An 18873-nucleotide genomic window follows, 5' to 3' on the forward strand; every position below is an offset into this window, starting at 1 on the left:
CAGCCTGGGTTCAAGCCGGTGCGCGTTTGAGCCAGAGCGCGAGCGCTGCCAGCGCGATGGCGCTGAAGCTGAGGAACGACCAGTTCGCGATCGACAGGCCCAGAAAGGTCCAGTCGATCACCGAGCAGTCGCCGCTGCCGCGGAAGATCATGGGAATGGCGCGGCGCAGCGGGAAGGATTCGATCATCCCGAAGAAGTCGCGACCACAACTCATGATTTCAGGGGGGTACCACTGCAACCAGCTTTGCCGCGCGGCCACGCCGGCGCCGAACACGGCAAACACCGCCATCACACCCACTCCGCCCCACAAGGCCCTGCGGCTGCGCAGGAGCGCCGTGATGCCGGCTGCCAGTGCCACCGCAATCAGCGCGTAACGCTGCACGATGCACATGGGGCAAGGCTCCAGCCCCACCACGTGCTGCAGGTACAGGCCAAACGCCAGCATGCCGATGCACACCAGGGCGATCAGGCCCAGGAGCTGGCGGGGAAAACGCTCAAGAAGCGAAGGGCTGACGGTCGGGATGGTGGTGATCAAGGCAAGACCTGTGGTGGAAAAGAACTCCGGAACAGAGCGGAGCAGCCCGGGTCAAGTTCCAGCGAACGCGCGCTCAATGACGAAGGCGCCGGGGCGGCTGGTGTTGCCCTCTTCAAACCCCAGCTTTTCGGCCAGCGCTTTCAGGTCGCGCAGCATCTCGGGGCTGCCGCAGATCATGATGCGGTCCTCCGCCGGGTTCAGCATGGGAATGCCCAGGTCTTTGGCGACCTGGCCCTCGGCCAGCAGTTGCGGAATGCGACCCTGGTGCACGAACGGTTCGCGCGTGACCGTGGGGTAGTACAGAAGCTTCTGCTGCACCATCTCGCCCAGGAACTCGTCGTGGGTCAGGGTGTCGCTGAGGTACTCGCGGTAGGCGAGTTCCTTGACCTGGCGCACGCCGTGGATCAACACCACCTGTTCGTAGCGCTCGTAGGTCTCGGGATCGCGGATGACGCTGAGGAACGGCGCCAGGCCGGTGCCGGTGGCCAGCAAATACAGGCGCTTGCCGGGCAGCAAATAGTCGATCAGCAAGGTGCCGGTGGGCTTGCGACCGACGATGATGGTGTCACCCACCTGGATGTGCTGCAGGCGCGAGGTGAGCGGGCCGTCGGGCACCTTGATGCTCAGGAACTCGAGGTGGTCGGCGTAATTGGGGCTGACGATGCTGTAGGCGCGCAGCAGCGGCTTGTCGTTCACGCGCAGGCCGATCATGGTGAAGTGGCCGTTGGAGAACCGCAGCGACGCGTCGCGCGTGGTGGTGAAGCTGAACAGCCGATCGGTCCAATGGTGAACGCTGAGCACGCGCTCTTCCTGAAATGCACTCATGAGGGGTCCTGTGGAGGCGAAGGGGTCTATTGTAAAAAGGCGCCGAGGCAACAAGCCCAGCAAGGGCTTGTGCTCAACCGGGCATGCTGGCTGCGGCCCTGGGGACTTTGCGGTCGATCAAAGGTTGCTACAGTCGCCCTCTGCCGCACGAAGCCCGCATCATGCCGGCCTTCGCAAGACACTGGAACGAATAAATTCTTCCATTCGATATAACCAAATCATCTGACCCACACCCAAGGACACCCCATGGCACGCACCGTCAACTGCATCAAGCTCGGCAAGGAAGCCGAAGGTCTGGACTTTCCGCCCTACCCGGGCGAGCTGGGCAAGCGCATCTATGAAAGCGTGAGCAAGGAAGCCTGGGCCGCCTGGCTCAAGCACCAGACCATGCTGCTGAACGAAAACCGCCTGAACCTGGCCGACGCCCGCGCCCGCCAGTACCTCGCCCGCCAGATGGAAAAACACTTCTTCGGCGAAGGCGCCGACGCGGCGGCCGGCTACGTGCCGCCACCTGCGGCCTGATCCCGCTGTCTCTGCGCTTGCATGCCTGAAGCCCGGCGCCACGCCCTGGTGATCGGCGCTGGTCTGGCAGGTGCGGCGGCCTGCTCGGCCCTGGCACGCCGGGGCTGGCGCGTCACACTGCTTGACGCTGCGGATGGTCCAGCCAGCGGCGCATCGAGCCTGCCCGTGGGCATGCTCAGCCCCCACGTCACACGCTCGCCCACGCCACTGTCGCGCCTGTCGGCGCTGGGCGTGGCCGACACCCTGGCCGAACTGCGGCGCCTCGTGCCCGAAGGCGCGGGCTGGCAAGCCTGCGAGGTCGACAACCTTGGCCACGATCCGGGCCGCTGGCCGGCGGCGCTGGTGCGACCCTCTTCGCTGGTGCGGGCCTGGCTGAACGAAGCTGCTGCCCTCGACGCGCTGACCTGTGTGTGGAACGCACGGGTCCACCGGCTGCGTGTTCAGAACAACAGCGGCCTGTCCTCCACAGCGCTCTGGGAGGTGTGGGACGACCAAGGACGCCCGCTGGCCGAGGCCCCCGTGGTCATCGTCGCGGCGGCGCTGGGCAGCGTCGGCCTGCTCACCGGCGACGCAGGGCTGCTGGAAGACGATGACCTGCCGCTGCGCCCGGTGCAGGGTCAGATGAGCCTGGCGGCGCTGGAGGGGACGCCCCTGGCCGAGCGGCCTCAGCGCAACGACGGTGTGTTTGTGCCGCGTTACCAGGACTCCGGTTTGCCGCCGCGATGGCCCGAGACGATCTGGACCATGGGTTCCACCTACGAGCGCGGGTTGACACACACCGACGTGAGCCCGCAGGCCCATGAGCGCAATGCCCAAAGCCTCCAGGCCATCCAGCCGGCGGCGGCCGAACACCTGAGAGCTGCCCTGACCCAGGGCCGCTTGTTGGGTTGGGCGCAGGTGCGTTGCGCCTCGCTTGACCGGCTGCCGATGGTGGGCGCCGCGCCCGACACCGCTGCACTGCGCACCCTCATGGCCTCGGGGCAACGCCCGCGCGTGCGGTTGGCGGATGTGCCTCGGCGGCCGGGACTCCACCTGCTCAGCGCCCTGGGTTCGAGAGGAATCACCCTGGCCCACTGGTGCGCAGAACAACTGGCCGCACAGCTGGCGGGCGAACCTTCAGCGGCAGCGCCAGATCTGCTGGAGGCGCTCGACCCGGCGCGGTTTGCCCTCAAACACCTGCGCCGCCAGGGCGGCGCACGGCAGCGGCCTACAGCAGGTTGAGCCAGACGGAGATTTCTGGCGGCTGGATCGGGCGCGCCAGCAGCGCCGAAATGCCCGCACGCTGGGCGTTGCGCCGGACGCGTCGCCGGCTCCACCATCCCGCCAGCGGGCTGGCCAGCTCGCTGGTGGCCAAGGTCAGGGCCTTGGGGTTGTGCTCGGCAAACAGCCGCATGAGCAACCACACGTCCAGTTGTGGATCGTCCAGATTGAACACACCGCAGATGTAGTCGTTGCGGGCGATGATGGCGATGGCGGCCTCGGTGGTGGTCACCTCGTCCACCTGAGCCACCCCCGCCAGAGCCAGGCGGGTGCGCAGGTAGGTGCGCTCCTGCTCGTCGGCGCCCACCACCAAAGCGCGGCGTACCCCGATCACGTCTTCGCCAAAGGCCGGGTCCAGCGGTGCGGGCGCCGTCACATCCAGATCGAGCAGGCCCGAATCGGCCTGCTTGGCGGCGTAAACGGCATCCAGATCGTGCAGCACCGCAGCCCAGTCGATCGGACGGTCCATCACACGCCAGGCATGTTCGGGTGCGTCCCTGCCGATCCAGATGAGGCGCTGACCGGACGGCATTTCCTTGGCGTGCGACAACACCGCCTCGGCACTTTCGCCGTCCACCAGCGCCACCTCCGACACACCCTTGGGCACAGCCACACCGGGTGCGGTCAGGGGCACATACGGTGCATAAGACAGGTCTCGCGATTGGGACAGGCGGAACACGGTGTTCAAAGCATGGCGCTCCACGTCGGAGAAGCCCACCACGCTGACCAGAACACGCTGTTTTTGCATGAAGGTCATGTTACGTCAGCGCTTCGTTGCCCCAAGCGCCCTGAGTCGCGCCGATCAGCACCTTGTGCGATGCCACACACCGGAACTTCTATATTCGTGTGAGGCATACCCCCATGAAGAAAAAATCGTTTGGGATATATGCGCGGCTCCGTACAGTCGCGTCCATGCCTGACATTGCCTTCATCCTGGCCGGATTCGCCGTGGGACTCATCGTGGGTCTCACCGGTGTGGGTGGCGGTTCGCTCATGACGCCCATCCTGATCTTCTTCTTCGGCGTCAAACCCTACCTCGCTGTCGGGACCGACCTGCTGTTCGCGGCCTTCACCAAGATGGGCGGCACCGTGAGCCTGGCACGCCAGAAACTGGTGCCTTGGCGCGTGGTGGGCCAACTTTGCGCGGGCAGCATCCCTGCTGCGCTGATCACGCTGGGCTCCTTGCACCAGTTGGGTCCGGCCAGCCCCCTCGTGCAATCGCTCATGACCAGCACCCTGGGCGTGGCCCTGCTGCTCACCGCCGCGGCCATGCTCTACAAGGCCGCTCGCGGCAAACAGCTGCCCCGCACCCTGGCAGTTGGTCAACTCGAAAACGCCACACACGCGCGCCACTGGAGCCTGCCGGTGCTGTTCGGCGCCGTCATCGGCACCCTGGTCACGCTCACCTCGGTGGGCGCCGGTGCCATCGGCGTGTCGGTCCTGCTGCTCCTGTTTCCGTTGCTGCCGCTGCCGCGCATCGTGGCTGCCGACATCGCCTACGCCGTGCCGCTCACGCTCGTGGCCGGCCTGGGCCATGCCAGCATGGGCTCGGTCGACTGGCCGCTGCTGGGCAAGCTGCTCGCAGGCTCGCTGCCCGGCATCTGGCTCGGCACCCGCCTGATGCGCCACACGCCTGAGCGCCTGGTGCGCTCCGCACTCTCGGTGTTGCTGGCGTACGCCGGCCTGAAATTGATCGCTCTTTGACATTCACCGCCCACGACGATGTACCAATACTCCGACTTTGACCGCCAGTTCGTTCAATTGCGCGCTGCCCAGTACCGCGACCAGCTCACCCGCTGGCAAGCCGGGACGCTGGGCGACGACGAGTTCAAGCCACTGCGTCTGCAGAACGGCTGGTACGTGCAGCGCTTCGCACCCATGCTTCGTGTGGCGGTGCCGTATGGCGAAATCAACAGCGCCCAGCTCAAGGTGCTGGCGAAAATCGCGCGCGATTTCGACCACAAGGAAGAGCACGACGTGTCGAAGGCCAACGCCGGCCTCTCGGAAGTGCCCACCCTGCCCGACCGCTGCGGCCACTTCACCACGCGCCAGAACGTGCAATACAACTGGATCCCGCTCTCGCGCTCGGCCGACGTGATGGACCTGCTGGCCAGCGTGAACCTGCACGGCATCCAGACCAGCGGCAACTGCATCCGCAACATCACCACCGACGCGCTGGCCGGCATCGCGGCCGACGAGGTCGCCGACCCGCGGCCCTTCGCCGAAATCATGCGCCAGTGGAGCACCCTGCACCCCGAGTTCGCCTTTTTGCCGCGCAAGTTCAAGGTGGCCATCACCGGCGCGCGCGAAGACCGCGCCGCCACAGCCTGGCACGACGTCGGTCTGCGCCTGCTGCGCAATGTGGCCGGCGAGCTGGGCTTCCAGGTGCGCGTGGGCGGTGGCATGGGCCGCACGCCCATCATCGGCAGCGTGATCCGCGAGTTCCTGCCCTGGAACCAGATCCTCAACTACCTCGAAGCCGTGGTGCGCGCCTACAACCGTTTTGGTCGCCGCGACAACATCTACAAGGCCCGCATCAAGATTCTGGTGAAGGCCGAGGGCCAGGCCTACACCGACCAGGTGGAAGCCGAGTACCGCGACATTCTTGAGAAAGACGGCGCGCCACACACCATCAGCCAGGCCGAACTCGACCGAGTGAGTGCGTTCTTCGTGCCGCCGCAGCTCAACTGCGACCGCAAGAGCGCCGACGCGAAGATCGCCCACATCCTCAAGGCCGCCGCCGAAGACGACATGGAGTTCAGCCGCTGGCTCACACAAAACGTGAAGCCGCATCAGAACCCCGACCTGCGCGCGGTCACCTTGTCGTTCAAGCGCTTCGGCCAGGCACCGGGCGACGCCACGGCCGAACAGCTGGAGCGCGCCGCCGACCTGGCCGAGCGCTTCTCGGCCGGCGAAGCCCGCGTGACGCACGAGCAGAACCTGTTGCTGCCCTGGGTGCGCTGCGACCAGTTGCCCGAGCTGTGGCGCGAAGCGCGCCGCCTGGGCTTGGCCAAGCCCAACATCGGTCTGCTGACCGACATGATCGCCTGCCCCGGTGGCGATTTCTGCGATCTGGCCAACGCGCGTTCGCTGCCGCTGGCCCAAGCCATTCTGGGCCGCTACAAAGACCTCGACGAACTGCACGACCTGGGCGAGATCGACCTGCACATCAGCGGCTGCATCAACAGTTGCGGCCACCACCACAGCGGGCACATCGGCATTCTGGGCGTCGACAAGGACGGCCAGGAGTGGTACCAGGTCACGCTCGGTGGCTCGGACGGCACGCGGCTGTCGGGCGAGTCCACCCCGGGCAAGGTGATCGGCCCGTCGTTCGCTGCGAGCGAAGTTCCCGACGTGATCGAAGCCCTGCTCGACACCTACCGCGCGCAGCGCACCGGCACCGAGACCTTCGTGGCCACGCTGCGCCGCACCGGCGCCGATCCGTTCAAGACCGCTGCGAACGCAGTGCGCACGAGCACGGCCCGCGCCACCGCCTGAGGACAGACCCATGAGCCAGACCCTCCAACTTTTCAGCGCAGACGCCTTTGTGCCCACCGAAGCAGAGGCGCAGCGCCTCTCGCTCGCCAACGACGCCGACCCGCGCGAAGCCGACCTCAGCGGCATCACCGTGATCGAACTGCACTTCCCCAAGTTCAGCGATGGTCGCGCGTTCAGCCAGGCTTTCCTGCTGCACCGCCGTCTGGGCTTCACAGGACAGATTCGAGCCACCGGTGATGTGCTGGTCGACCAATTGGTGCAGATGCAGCGCAGTGGCTTCACCCAGGCCGTGCTGCGCGCCGACCAGAACCTGGCCCACGGCCAGTCGCTGCTGGCGCACTACCCCGCTTTCTACCAAGGCGATGCCGTGCACACAGCGCCCCACTTTGCCGCCGCTTGAAGGTCGCCGCCATGAAAGCCCTCGACCTCTACAACAAGCCCTCCAGCGACTTTGCCGCCAAGGTGGAACGCAGCATCGCGCTGCTGCGCGAAACCGCCGCGAGTCACCCCCGGCTGACCCAGGCGTCCAGCCTGGGCGCCGAAGACATGGTGGTCACCCACCTGATGAGTCTCGCTGGCATCGACGCCAGCGTCTTCGTGCTGGAGACCGGCAAGCTGCACGCCGAAACGCTCGCCCTGATCCCGAAGATCGAACAACGCTACGGCATCAGCGTGCAGGTGTTTCGTCCCAAGCAGGAGTCGGTGATCCACTTCGTGCGCAAGAACGGCGAAGAGGCGATGTACCAGAGCATCGAGCTGCGCAAGGCCTGCTGCGACATCCGCAAGATGGAGCCGCTCGCTCGCGCCTTGGCTGGCCACGACGGCTGGATCACCGGCCTGCGCCGCGAACAGTCGAACGCACGCGCGGAGGTGGGTGAGGTCATCCAGGAAACCGAGCGCGTCAAGGTCAGCCCCATCGTCGAATGGACCTGGGGCGATGTGTGGCACTTCATCGGCCTGCACGGCCTGGACTACAACGCCCTGCACGACCAGTTTTTCCCCAGCATCGGCTGCGCGCCCTGCACACGCGCCATCAGCGTCGGCGAAGATTTTCGCGCCGGCCGCTGGTGGTGGGAGCAGGAAAGCGCCAAGGAATGCGGGCTGCACGTGCAGCCCGCCACCTCCCCTCTCGTGTCCTCACTCGAACGGACCCCTTCATGAACGCCCGCACCGAAACCGCCGTGATCCAGACCGCCCTGCAACACGCCAGTGACCACCACCTGAGCAACGCCCACCTGGACGCGCTGGAAGAAGAAACCATCTTCATCCTGCGCGAGGTGGCTGCCGCCTTCGAGCGCCCGACCCTGCTGTTCTCCGGCGGCAAGGACTCGCTGGTCATGCTCAAGTGCGCCGAGAAGGCCTTTGGAGCGGGCCGCATCCCCTACCCGCTGCTGATGATCGACACCGGCCACAACTTCCCCGAGGTGACCGACTTCCGCGACCTGCGCGCGAAGGAACTGGGCGCCGAACTGATCGTACGCAGCGTTGAAGACTCCATGGCGCGCGGCACCGTTCGCCTGGCCCACGAAGGCGAGAGCCGCAACGTGCACCAGTCGGTCACGCTGCTCGAAGCCATTGAAGAATTCCGCTTCGACGCGCTGATTGGCGGCGCGCGCCGCGACGAGGAAAAGGCCCGCGCCAAGGAGCGCATCTTTTCCCACCGCGACAGCTTCGGCCAGTGGCAGCCCAAGGCCCAGCGCCCCGAGCTCTGGACCCTGTTCAACACCCGGCTGCAGCCCGGTGAGCACTTCCGCGTGTTCCCGATCAGCAACTGGACCGAGCTCGACGTGTGGCAGTACATCGCCCGCGAAAACATCGCCCTGCCCTCGATCTACTACACGCACCAGCGCGAGGTGGTGGACCGCCGCGGCCTGCTGGTGCCGGTGACTGGACTCACGCCACCGCGCGACGGCGAAACCGTGCAGGTGCGCGACGTGCGCTTCCGCACCGTGGGCGACATCACCTGCACCTGCCCGGTGGAGAGCCTGGCCGCCACGGCCGATGACATCGTGATCGAGACACTGGCCGCTGAAGTGAGCGAGCGCGGCGCCACGCGCATGGACGACAAGACGTCCGACGCCTCCATGGAAAAACGCAAGAAAGACGGGTACTTCTGATGACCACCACCTCCACCCCAACCGAGCCCGTCGAAGCCCTGTTGCATGACACCCGCTCCGCCCTGCGCCTCATCACCTGCGGCAGCGTCGATGACGGCAAAAGCACACTGATCGGCCGTCTGCTGGTCGACAGCAAGGCCGTGCTGCAAGACCACCTGGCCGGCGTGCAGCGGCATGGTCAGACCGACCTCGCGCTGTTGACCGACGGTCTCTCGGCCGAGCGCGAACAAGGCATCACCATCGACGTGGCCTACCGCTACTTCAGCACCGAAGCGCGCAAGTTCATCATCGGTGATGCACCCGGCCACGAGCAGTACACGCGCAACATGGTGACCGCCGCCTCGAGCGCCGACGCTGCCGTGGTGCTGGTCGACGCCACCAAACTGGCCTGGGCCGACGCCGCGCTCAAGCTACTGCCCCAAACGCGCCGCCACAGCCTGTTGCTCAAGCTGCTGCGCGTGCCTTCGGTGGTGTTCGCCATCAACAAGCTCGACGCGGTGGAAGACAGCACCGTCGCGTTCGAACACATCGGCGCCGCACTGCGCACCTTCGCCGCGCAGGCCGGGATTCCGGTCACGGCCGTGGTGCCCGTCTCGGCACTCAAGGGCTGGAACGTGGTCGACGCCAGCGCAGAAGCCGGCTGGTGCGGCTACAGCGGCCCCACGCTGCTGGAAATTCTGGAAGGCCTGCCGGTCACACCGGCCGACAGCTCTTTGCCCTTCGCCTTCGCTGTGCAGTGGGTGGAGAAGTTCAGCAGCTCGGCCGACACCTCACAAGGCCGCCGCGTGTTCTGGGGCCGCGTGGCCACCGGCGGTGTGCAGGCCGGTCAAACCGTGCGCATCATGCCCAACGGCCAGACGGCGGTGGTTGCCCAGGTGCTCAACCATGTTCGCAACCCGGAGGCCGTGCTCGCCGGCCACAGCGCCGGCATCGTGCTCGACCGCGAAGTCGACGTGTCGCGCGGCGACTGGTTGCTGGCAGAAGACGCCGACGGCTCGCTGCCCGGCAGCCGCGAGATCCGCGCCACTGTGGCCTGGCTCGACGACGAGACCTTGGTGCCCGGCCGCGTGTACTGGGCGCTGCACGGCCACCGCTGGGTCAAGGCCAAAATCAAGCGCATCGTGCACCGCCTGGACATCCACACCCTGGCCGAAGAAGACGCCACGCAGCTGGAGCCCAACGCGATCGGCCACATCGAACTGTCGCTGCAGGAGCCGCTGGTCACGCTGCCGTTTGCCTATTCCCGCGCCTTGGGTTCGCTGGTGCTCGTGGACACCGCCAGCCACCGCACGGCGGGCGCGCTGCTGGTGCAATGAGCTTCACGCGAAAGCGCTTGCGACCCGCATCCCCTTAACTTGTGTCCCGGCAAGGGCCATGGCCCGGCCCGCCCTTGCCGGAAACCCTAAAATCACGGCTTCCACCGATTCCCAAGACCACCATGACCCACGTTGTCACCGAAGCCTGCATCCGCTGCAAATACACCGACTGTGTCGACGTCTGCCCTGTGGACTGCTTCCGCGAAGGCCCCAATTTCCTCACCATCGACCCGGACGAATGCATCGACTGTGCGGTCTGCATTCCCGAATGCCCGGTGAGCGCCATCTACGCCGAAGAAGACCTGCCCAAAGACCAGCTCCACATGACCCAGCTCAACGCCGACCTCGCGCAGTTGCCGGGCTGGAAAAGCATCACCAAACGCAAGGCCCCGCTGGCCGACGCCGACGACTGGAAAGACCGCACCGGCAAACTGCCCGAGCTGCTGCGCTGAGCGGCATGGCGCACGACGGTCCCATGGAAGCCGATGCGGTCGTCATCGGCGCTGGCCCGGTGGGCCTGTTCCAGGTGTTCGAGCTGGGCCTGCTGGAGATCAAGGCCCATGTGATCGACGCGCTGCCGTTTCCCGGTGGCCAGCCCGCCGAGTTGTACCCCGACAAGCCGATCTACGACATTCCGGCCATCCCGGTTTGCACTGGGCAGGAACTGGTCAACAACCTGCTCAAACAGATCGAGCCCTTCGGCGCCACCTTCCACCTCGGGCAGGAGGTGAGCACCGTTGAACAGCAAGCCGATGGCCGCTTCTTCGTGGCCACCGCCCAAGGCACACGCTTGCTGACCAAGACCTTGTTCATCGCGGCCGGCGTCGGTGCGTTCCAGCCGCGCGCGCTCAAGCTCGACGGCATCGAGGCGTTCGATGACAAACAACTCTTCTACCGGGGCACCTCTCCTGACACGTGGGTAGGTCGCAACGTCGTCATTCTGGGCAACGGCGATACAGCGCTGGAGTGGGCAGCGACCTGTGCGACGCAAGGCCCCAACAAAGCAGACAGCGTCACCCTGATCCACCGGCGCGATGCGTTTCAGGCGACCCCCGCAAACATCGCGCGCATGCGCGAACTCTGCGAGCGCAACGAGATGCGCTTCATGGTCGGTCAGCCCACAGGCTTTGAGTCCGAGGGCGGTCGCCTCACCGCCTTGCAGGTCACCGATCCACAAGCGCAGACCCACACCGTGCCGCTGGATGTGCTGCTGGTCTTCCTGGGCTTGTCACCCAAGCTCGGACCCATCGCCGACTGGGGCCTGGACATCGAGCGCAAACAAGTCGTGGTGGACACCGAAAAGTTTTCCACCAGCGTGCCCGGCATCTTCGCGGTGGGCGACATCAACACCTACCCCGGCAAGAAGAAGCTCATCCTTTCGGGCTTTCACGAGGCCACGCTCGCGGCCTTCGGTGCGGCGCCCTTCGTGTTCCCCGACAAGAAGGTGCTGCTTCAGTACACGACCACCAGCACGCAGCTGCACCGGGTGCTTGGCGTCACGCCCCCTGCGTTCGACTGAACACGAGATATTTTTCGCAACGCCGGCTTCAGGTCGAAAAACGAAAATTTCAATGCTATAATTCGAGGCTGTTCCCTGATAGCTCAGTCGGTAGAGCGACGGACTGTTAATCCGCAGGTCCCTGGTTCGAGTCCAGGTCGGGGAGCCACCCAACATCCACTCAAAGGCCTTCTTGCGAAGGCCTTTGTTGTTTCTGTCTGCCTTGTTCCATGCGCCTCACGAGCCTTCAGCTGATCCGCATCACCTTCTGGTGCAGTGCAATCGTGCTGGCCATTGCTTCTCTGGTGCCGTTGGATCTGCTGCCTCGACAAGCGGCAACCATCTGGGACAAGGGGCAACATGCTGTCGGCTTTGGCTGGTTGGCCCTGGTGGGCTTGCTCGCCTACCGCCACAAGCCCTGGACCATGCTCATCGCCCTGCTGGTATACGGCGGCGCCATCGAGCTGCTGCAGGCCGCCACGGGCTGGCGCTACGGCGAATGGCTCGACTTCCTGGCCGATGGCATCGGTGTCTTGATCGGCGTATCCCTCTGGCTTCTTGCGCGGCGTCTCTCAACACCGCAGACCTGAGGCCCGCCGCACAATAGCGGCATGTCACACGCACCACCGAACCGCGCCTTGCCCTGGCTGGAGCCCGGCCAGGCGTTTCCGCCGGTGGAAACGGCGTGGGGCGCAGGTGATCCCGCACCAGGCCTGTTGGCCGCGGGTGGTGTGCTCGATGTGCCCTCCCTCATCGCGGCTTATTCGCGCGGCATCTTTCCCTGGTTCAGCGCCGGCCAGCCCATTCTGTGGTGGAGCACCGACCCGCGCATGGTGCTGCAGACGCAGGCGTTCCGTCTGCACCGGTCGCTGCGCAAGTCGATCCAGAAGCTGCGCCTCGAAGGCCGGCTCGACATTCGCTTTGACCACGATTTCGAACGCGTGATCCGCGCCTGCGCACACACGCCGCGCGACGGTCAGGACGGTACCTGGATCCTGCCCGCCATGGTGCAGGCCTACACACGGTTGCACCACGCCGGCGTGGCGCACAGCGTGGAAAACTGGATCGATGGTGAGCTGGCCGGCGGCTTGTATTGCATCAACCTCGGCGGCATGGTCTACGGCGAATCCATGTTCAGTCGCCAGAGCGATGCGTCCAAGATCGCGCTGGCTGCGCTCGTGGCCTTCTGCCGGGCCAAAGACCTGCCCTTGATCGATTGCCAGCAGAACACGCCGCACCTGGCCAGCCTGGGCGGGCAATTGATGCCGCGAGCAGCCTTCTGCCGACACGTGGGCGAGGCCATGTCGCGCCCCGCGCCCCGGTGGGAATTCGAACCCATATACTGGCAAAACGTCATCCCTGAACACCCTCGGCCAGCGTGACACACCTCAAAGAACTCCCGCTCCAGGCACTGCAGTTTTACGCCACGGCGCCCTACCCCTGCAGCTACCTGCCGGGACACCAGGCCCGATCGCAGGTGGCCACGCCCAGCCACCTCATCCACAACGACGCCTACTCGGACCTGGTCACGCACGGCTTTCGCCGCAGCGGCATGTTCACCTACCGCCCCTACTGCGACGGCTGCCAGGCGTGTGTGCCCTTGCGCGTGCCGGTCAGCAGTTTCAAACCCAGCCGCAGCCAGCGCAGGTCGAAGTTGCAGCATGCGCACCTGCAGACGCGCGTGCTCAAGCTGTGTTTTGTGCCCGAGCACTACCAGCTGTATCTGCGCTACCAGAACAGCCGCCACGCCGGTGGCGGCATGGACCACGACAGCATCGACCAGTACACCCAGTTCCTGCTGCAGAGCCGGGTCAACTCACGGTTGATCGAATTCCACGAGCCCGGCGTCGATGGCCAGCCCTCTCGCCTGAAGATGGTGTCCATCGTCGATGTGCTCAACGATGGCCTCTCGGCGGTCTACACCTTCTACGAACCCGATGACAAGGCCAGCTACGGCACCTACAGCGTGTTGTGGCAGATCGAGCAGGCCCGGGCGCTGGACCTGCCCCACATCTACCTGGGTTACTGGATCGCCCAGAGCGGCAAGATGAGCTACAAGGCCGGCTTCCAGCCGCACGAGCTGCTGCTGGACGGGCGCTGGGTTCCCGGCGCCTGAGCCGCCCGGATCGGTACGCGTGACGCGTGCACAACACGGCCTCCGATTTCACTTCGTAAAATTTCGGTCACACTTGCGCCATGACCAAACGCTCCGACTCCCTCCCCGCCACGCCCACGGTCCAGGTGATTGAACGCATGTTCAACCTGCTGGAAGTGCTCGCCTCCAAAGAAGAGCCGGTGTCGCTGAAAGAAATCAGCGAAAAGACCGGGCTGCACCCGTCCACGGCGCACCGCATCCTCAACGACCTGACCATCGGCCGTTTCGTGGACCGCCCGGAAGCTGGCAGCTACCGGCTCGGCATGCGGCTGCTGGAGTTGGGCAATCTGGTGAAGGCGCGCCTGAGCGTGCGCGATGCGGCCTTGCTGCCCATGCGAGAGCTGCACAAACAGATCCAGCAACCGGTCAACCTGAGCGTGCGCCAGGGCGACGAGATCGTGTATGTCGAGCGGGCCTACAGCGAACGATCCGGCATGCAGGTGGTGCGCGCCATTGGCGGTCGTGCGCCTCTGCACCTCACGTCGGTGGGCAAACTCTTCTTGGCCGACGACGAACCCCAGCGCGTGCGCGCCTACGCCACGCGCACCGGTCTGGCGGGCAACACGCGCAACAGCCTCACCCAACTGCCGAGCCTGGAGCGCGAACTCGCGCAGTGCCGGCAAGCCGGTCTGGCCCGGGACAACGAGGAGCTGGAACTGGGCGTACGCTGCATGGCCGCCGGTATTTACGACGACCAGAACAAGCTGGTGGCCGGTTTGTCGATTTCGGCACCGGCGGACCGCATCGACGAAAGCTGGGTGCCCAAGCTCAGGAGCACCGCCGCCGAGATCTCTTCTGCGCTGGGGTGTTCGCGTCCCGCGGGATTGCCAGGCCGCTGAAGCGCCCAGCGCCAAAACAAAACGGTCCGCACAGGACCGTTTTTCATGGAAAGACGAAAGGCTTGATCAGCCTTGTGGGCGAACCACGGGGCGTGCCATTTCAGTCTGCACTTCCACCCAACGGCGCACGCGCTCGGCATCTTGCAGGCGGCTGAGCTTGCCGGCCGAATCCAGAAACACCATGATCAGTTGGCGACCAGCCACTTTGGCCTGCATCACCAGGCAGCGCCCGGCTTCGGAGATGTAGCCCGTTTTCTGCAGACCGATTTCCCACTCCGGGTTCTTGATCAGCCGATTGGAATTGTTGTAGTGCAGCGTGCGACGACCCAGCTCCACTTCGTGACCGGGCGACGTGGACAAGCTGCGCAGTATGGGTCGGTCGTGCGCCACCGACACCAGTGTGGCGAGATCTCGCGCACTGGACTGATTCAGGCTCGACAAGCCCGTTGGTTCAACGTAGCGCGTGTCGGTCATGCCGAGCTGCCTGGCTTTGGAATTCATCAAGCGCACGAACTCGCTCAAGCCGCCTGGGTAGGTGCGGCCCAGCGCATTGGCCGCCCGGTTCTCGCTCGACATCAACGCCAGATGCATCATTTCGCCACGCGACAAGGTGCTGCCCACCGCCAGGCGCGAGCTGCTGCCCTTGTGCGTGTCCACATCGTCCTGGGTGATGGTGAGGGGTTCGTCCATGTCCAGGTTCGCATCGGCGATGACCAGACCGGTCATGAGCTTGGTGAGCGAAGCGATCGGCAACACAGCTGCATCGTTTTTGCTGAACAGCACTTCGTTGGTTTCCTGATCGATCACCAGCGCGACGCTGGAGTTGAGGTCGAGGCGGTCGTTGCTGGTGCGCAAGCCCAGTTGCTCACCCATGGAGAGCCGAGCCGGTGCAACCACCCGCACCACCGCAGCCTTCGCATTTTTCCGGGCCTGGGTTTGTGCGGCCAACTGCCGAGCCGTGGGCTTCTTGCCCGATGCCATCTGCACCTTGACGCGCGTTGAACTTTTCTTCGCCAGCACCGTTTTTTTGGTGGTGGTCCTGGCCGCAGTCACCTTGCGGGTGGAGGTCTTGGCTGACGCGGATGGGCGTTTGACTGGAGCTTTGGCAGACGCTGATTTCTGGGCCTTGGCGATCTTGGCCGGGCTGGTGGCCGCGCTTGCCATCAGGGGCAGAACACTCGCACCCACCCAAGCAGCCACGGTGGCCGCCAGAACCAATTTTCGAATGCGAACAACGCCTTGGATCATCACTTCACTCCAGCGACAAGAATCGCGCTGAAGTGAAGTATATGCATATGGAAAAAAACTAGCAATATCAATCGCTTGGGAAATTCTCTTAAATGATCGGTAGAACAGATGCTACTTTTGGTGTCATTTCTGAAGATCAGAACACAGAACATCCCAAGTTCTTGATTTTCCTCAACTTTATCCTTGCGCTGCCACCCGGTCGAACTTGCTGTGGAGCTTGTTCAGGGCGCTCAGATACGCCTTCGCAGAAGCCACAACGATGTCCGGATCCGCTCCAACGCCGTTGACCACCCGCCCACCGTGCTGCAAACGCACCGTGACTTCGCCCTGGCTCTCGGTCGAGCCACTCGTGATGGCATTGACCGAATACAGAACCAGCTCGGCACCACTCTTGACATGGTTTTCAATCGCTTTCAGCGAAGCATCCACCGGGCCGTTGCCGTCGCTCTCGACCCGAACTTCCTGACCATCTGCCGTGAACACCACGCTCGCATGCGGACGTTCCCCGGTTTCACTGCGCTGCTTGAGCGAAACCAGACCGTACTGCTCCTTCTCCGCCGTCACGCTCTCGTCGCTGCACAGCGCCAGAATGTCCTCATCGAAGATCTCGCTTTTGCGATCGGCCAGCTCCTTGAAGGCAGCAAATGCGGTGTTGATCTCGCCTTCAGACTCCATCTCGATGCCCAGATCCTGCAAGCGCTGCTTGAACGCATTGCGGCCACTGAGCTTGCCCAGCACGATCTTGTTGGCCGCCCATCCCACGTCTTCGGCCCGCATGATTTCGTAGGTGTCGCGCGCTTTGAGCACACCGTCCTGGTGGATGCCGCTGGCGTGCGCAAACGCGTTGGCGCCCACCACCGCCTTATTGGGCTGCACCACAAAACCGGTGGTCTGGCTCACCATGCGGCTGGCCGGCACGATCTGCGTGGCGTCCACGCCCACATCCAAACCGAAGTAGTCGCGACGCGTGCGCACCGCCATCACGATTTCTTCAAGCGAGCAGTTGCCCGCACGCTCGCCCAACCCGTTGATGGTGCACTCCACCTGGCGCGCGCCGCCGATTTTCACGCCCGCCAAGGAGTTGGCGACCGCCATACCCAAATCGTTGTGACAATGCACAGACCAGATCGCCTTGTCGGAATTGGGAATGCGTTCACGCAAGGTGCGAATGAAGTCACCATACAGTTCCGGCACCGCATACCCCACGGTGTCCGGGATGTTGAGCGTGGTGGCGCCTTCCTTGATCACGGCTTCCAACACACGGCACAGGTAGTCCACGTCGCTGCGGTAGCCGTCTTCAGGGCTGAACTCGATGTCGTCCACCAGGTTGCGCGCAAAACGTACCGACTGTTTGGCTTGCTCCAGCACCTGCTCGGGCGTCATGCGCAGCTTCTTCTCCATGTGCAGCGCACTGGTGGCGATGAAGGTGTGGATGCGGGCCCGGTGCGCGCCCTTGAGGGCCTCGGCAGCACGCGCGATGTCGCGGTCATTGGCGCGGGCCAGCGAACACACGGTGGAATCCTTGATCACATCGGCGATGGCCTTGACGGACTCGAAGTCCCCATTGGAGCTGGCCGCAAAACCGGCTTCAATGACATCGACCTTCAGGCGTTCCAGCTGGCGCGCAATGCGCAGCTTCTCGTCCTTCGTCATGGACGCGCCGGGCGACTGTTCGCCGTCGCGCAAGGTGGTGTCAAAAATGATCAGTTTGTCGCTCATCTCAATGCTCCAGTGGGATGCCTCGTGGGCAGCGCTTCAAAAAAACCCGCAGTCCAAAACAAAAACGGCCCGCTGCGGGTGCAAACGGGCCGTTGTAGGGGAATCGCTCTCGCGTTACCGAACCTGCCCGTGACGGACACCCAGTAGTAGCGAAAACGAAAATTTGAACATGCGTTGCAATGTAGCACAAAGCCCTCTCAGCGGGCCATTGGCAAAGGTGATCGGGTCGATGCGCAACTCAGTCGTCGTGCAGGCCGCGCTCGTCGGGCTCGTCGGTGGAAGTGCTGATCACGCTGGTCGGGCGGCCCTTGGCCTTGCGCCAGAAATACACCGCATAGCCCGACAAGCCGTAGACCACAAACAGCGCGAACAGCACCGTGGGTGGGTGGATGTTGATGACTGCAATGGCCAGTGCCACCAGCACGATGGCCGCAAACGGCACGCTCTTGCGCAGGTTCAGTTCCTTGAAGCTGTAGAACGGCACATTCGTCACCATGGTCAGGCCGGTGTAGAGCGTGAGGGCGAACATGAACCAGGTCACGTCTTGCGGCGGGATTTCAAGCTCCGTCATCAGCCAGATGAAGCCCGCCACCAGTGCAGCGGCGGCGGGTGAAGGCAGCCCCTGAAAGTAACGCTTGTCCACCACACCGGTGTTGACGTTGAAGCGCGCCAGGCGAAGCGCTGCGCAGGCGCAGTAAACGAAGGCAGCGATCCAACCCCATCGGCCCAGATCGCGCAGGGTCCACTCATAAGCGATGAGCGCAGGCGCGGCGCCGAAAGACACCATGTCGGAGAGCGAATCCATCTGCTCGCCAAACGCGCTTTGCGTGTTGGTCATGCGGGCCACGCGGCCATCGAGGCTGTCGAGCACCATGGCCACGAAGATACCCACGGTGGCGAGGTCGTAGCGCCCGTTCATGGCCATCACCACCGAATAGAAACCGCCGAACAAGGCGGCCAGCGTGATCATGTTGGGCACCATGTAGATGCCCTTGGAACGCTTGGGCCGGTCTTCGTGGTGGGTGTGCTGGGGATCGGTGCCGTCGTGCATGAGGTGTGTTTGAAAGGATGCCCGAAGACACCCTTGCATGGTGCAAAGTTGCAGTGTAAGGCAGTGCCAAGGCTTGCAGAAACGACAAAGGCCACCGAAGTGGCCTTTGGAGGGTCGCTCGCGAATGCGAGCGGTCGCGCATCAGTTGCGCGTCTGGTCCACCAGCTTGTTCTTGGCGATCCAGGGCATCATGGCGCGCAGCTGGGCACCCACCACCTCGATCTGGTGGTCGGCGGTCAGGCGGCGGCGGGCCGTCATGCTCGGGTAGTTGGTGCGGCCTTCCGAGATGA

General features: G+C 64.5%; 20 protein-coding genes, 1 tRNA gene and 1 pseudogene. 15 read left to right on the top strand and 7 right to left on the bottom strand.

What is annotated here, in order from left to right:
- Positions 1-10 precede the first annotated feature (10 nt).
- Both ACN4F8_RS05845 and ACN4F8_RS05850 read right to left on the bottom strand, forming a co-directional pair.
- Positions 11-532 (bottom strand): disulfide bond formation protein B, encoded by a 522-nt coding sequence (locus tag ACN4F8_RS05845; protein ID WP_419472703.1) that lies wholly within the window; start codon positions 530-532, stop codon positions 11-13.
- A 54-nt stretch (positions 533-586) separates the two neighbouring features.
- Positions 587-1360, bottom strand: coding sequence for a ferredoxin--NADP reductase (locus ACN4F8_RS05850; protein ID WP_069046397.1), 774 nt, complete (start codon positions 1358-1360; stop codon positions 587-589).
- 246 nt (positions 1361-1606) lie between these two features.
- Between ACN4F8_RS05850 and ACN4F8_RS05855 the strand changes: the two genes are divergently transcribed.
- Positions 1607-1882, top strand: a complete 276-nt coding sequence (locus ACN4F8_RS05855) for an oxidative damage protection protein (RefSeq protein ID WP_069046396.1) — start codon at positions 1607-1609, stop codon at positions 1880-1882.
- 21 nt (positions 1883-1903) lie between these two features.
- Entirely contained in the window at positions 1904-3103 is a 1200-nt protein-coding gene (locus tag ACN4F8_RS05860; RefSeq protein WP_419472686.1) for an FAD-dependent oxidoreductase, read from the top strand.
- On the opposite strand, the gene ACN4F8_RS05865 is transcribed toward ACN4F8_RS05860, so the two are convergent.
- Complete coding sequence (locus ACN4F8_RS05865) at positions 3090-3899, bottom strand: hypothetical protein (RefSeq protein WP_419472687.1); 810 nt, start codon at positions 3897-3899, stop codon at positions 3090-3092. The genes ACN4F8_RS05860 and ACN4F8_RS05865 overlap by 14 nt on opposite strands.
- Before the next feature lie 155 nt (positions 3900-4054).
- Here ACN4F8_RS05865 and ACN4F8_RS05870 point away from each other — a divergent pair, with 155 nt between their 5' ends.
- The 13 genes from ACN4F8_RS05870 to ACN4F8_RS05930 all read left to right on the top strand — a co-directional run bounded on the left by ACN4F8_RS05870 (position 4055) and on the right by ACN4F8_RS05930 (position 14565).
- Positions 4055-4846, top strand: coding sequence for a sulfite exporter TauE/SafE family protein (locus tag ACN4F8_RS05870; protein ID WP_419472688.1), 792 nt, complete (start codon positions 4055-4057; stop codon positions 4844-4846).
- A gap of 18 nt (positions 4847-4864) precedes the next feature.
- Positions 4865-6640: a nitrite/sulfite reductase gene (locus tag ACN4F8_RS05875; RefSeq protein ID WP_419472689.1), complete on the top strand. Its 1776-nt coding sequence runs from the start codon at positions 4865-4867 to the stop codon at positions 6638-6640.
- 10 nt (positions 6641-6650) lie between these two features.
- Positions 6651-7040, top strand: a complete 390-nt coding sequence (locus ACN4F8_RS05880) for a DUF934 domain-containing protein (RefSeq protein ID WP_419472690.1) — start codon at positions 6651-6653, stop codon at positions 7038-7040.
- An 11-nt stretch (positions 7041-7051) separates the two neighbouring features.
- Positions 7052-7801, top strand: coding sequence for a phosphoadenylyl-sulfate reductase (locus ACN4F8_RS05885; RefSeq protein ID WP_419472691.1), 750 nt, complete (start codon positions 7052-7054; stop codon positions 7799-7801).
- Positions 7798-8757: a sulfate adenylyltransferase subunit CysD gene (gene cysD / locus ACN4F8_RS05890; protein ID WP_419472692.1), complete on the top strand. Its 960-nt coding sequence runs from the start codon at positions 7798-7800 to the stop codon at positions 8755-8757. Before ACN4F8_RS05885 ends, cysD begins: the two co-directional genes overlap by 4 nt.
- Positions 8757-10073, top strand: coding sequence for a sulfate adenylyltransferase subunit 1 (locus ACN4F8_RS05895; RefSeq protein ID WP_419472693.1), 1317 nt, complete (start codon positions 8757-8759; stop codon positions 10071-10073). Before cysD ends, ACN4F8_RS05895 begins: the two co-directional genes overlap by 1 nt.
- A 122-nt stretch (positions 10074-10195) precedes the next feature.
- The gene (fdxA, locus tag ACN4F8_RS05900) at positions 10196-10525 is read left to right on the top strand and encodes a ferredoxin FdxA (RefSeq protein ID WP_419472694.1); all 330 of its coding nucleotides are present in this window, start codon (positions 10196-10198) and stop codon (positions 10523-10525) included.
- A gap of 5 nt (positions 10526-10530) precedes the next feature.
- Positions 10531-11592: an NAD(P)/FAD-dependent oxidoreductase gene (locus tag ACN4F8_RS05905; RefSeq protein WP_419472695.1), complete on the top strand. Its 1062-nt coding sequence runs from the start codon at positions 10531-10533 to the stop codon at positions 11590-11592.
- Positions 11593-11664: 72 nt separating this feature from the next.
- A tRNA-Asn gene (locus ACN4F8_RS05910) sits at positions 11665-11740 on the top strand.
- A gap of 61 nt (positions 11741-11801) precedes the next feature.
- Positions 11802-12161: a VanZ family protein gene (locus ACN4F8_RS05915; protein ID WP_419472696.1), complete on the top strand. Its 360-nt coding sequence runs from the start codon at positions 11802-11804 to the stop codon at positions 12159-12161.
- Between the two features lie 21 nt (positions 12162-12182).
- Positions 12183-12953: a leucyl/phenylalanyl-tRNA--protein transferase gene (gene aat, locus ACN4F8_RS05920; protein ID WP_419472697.1), complete on the top strand. Its 771-nt coding sequence runs from the start codon at positions 12183-12185 to the stop codon at positions 12951-12953.
- Entirely contained in the window at positions 12950-13687 is a 738-nt protein-coding gene (locus ACN4F8_RS05925) for an arginyltransferase (protein ID WP_419472698.1), read from the top strand. Before aat ends, ACN4F8_RS05925 begins: the two co-directional genes overlap by 4 nt.
- A gap of 80 nt (positions 13688-13767) precedes the next feature.
- Entirely contained in the window at positions 13768-14565 is a 798-nt protein-coding gene (locus tag ACN4F8_RS05930) for an IclR family transcriptional regulator (protein ID WP_419472699.1), read from the top strand.
- 66 nt (positions 14566-14631) lie between these two features.
- On the opposite strand, the gene ACN4F8_RS05935 is transcribed toward ACN4F8_RS05930, so the two are convergent.
- From ACN4F8_RS05935 to ACN4F8_RS05950, 4 genes and pseudogenes are all read right to left on the bottom strand, one after another.
- On the bottom strand, positions 14632-15816 hold the full coding sequence (locus ACN4F8_RS05935; protein WP_419472700.1) for a serine hydrolase: 1185 nt from the start codon (positions 15814-15816) through the stop codon (positions 14632-14634).
- 174 nt (positions 15817-15990) lie between these two features.
- Complete coding sequence (locus ACN4F8_RS05940; protein ID WP_419472701.1) at positions 15991-17532, bottom strand: 2-isopropylmalate synthase; 1542 nt, start codon at positions 17530-17532, stop codon at positions 15991-15993.
- A 238-nt stretch (positions 17533-17770) separates the two neighbouring features.
- Positions 17771-18583 (bottom strand): CDP-diacylglycerol--serine O-phosphatidyltransferase, encoded by an 813-nt coding sequence (pssA, locus tag ACN4F8_RS05945; protein WP_419472702.1) that lies wholly within the window; start codon positions 18581-18583, stop codon positions 17771-17773.
- A gap of 141 nt (positions 18584-18724) precedes the next feature.
- Positions 18725-18873, bottom strand: a pseudogene (locus ACN4F8_RS05950) (ketol-acid reductoisomerase); the annotation flags it as partial.

The sequence above is a fragment of the Hydrogenophaga sp. genome, from assembly GCF_048549895.1.
GTDB lineage: Bacteria > Pseudomonadota > Gammaproteobacteria > Burkholderiales > Burkholderiaceae_C > Hydrogenophaga.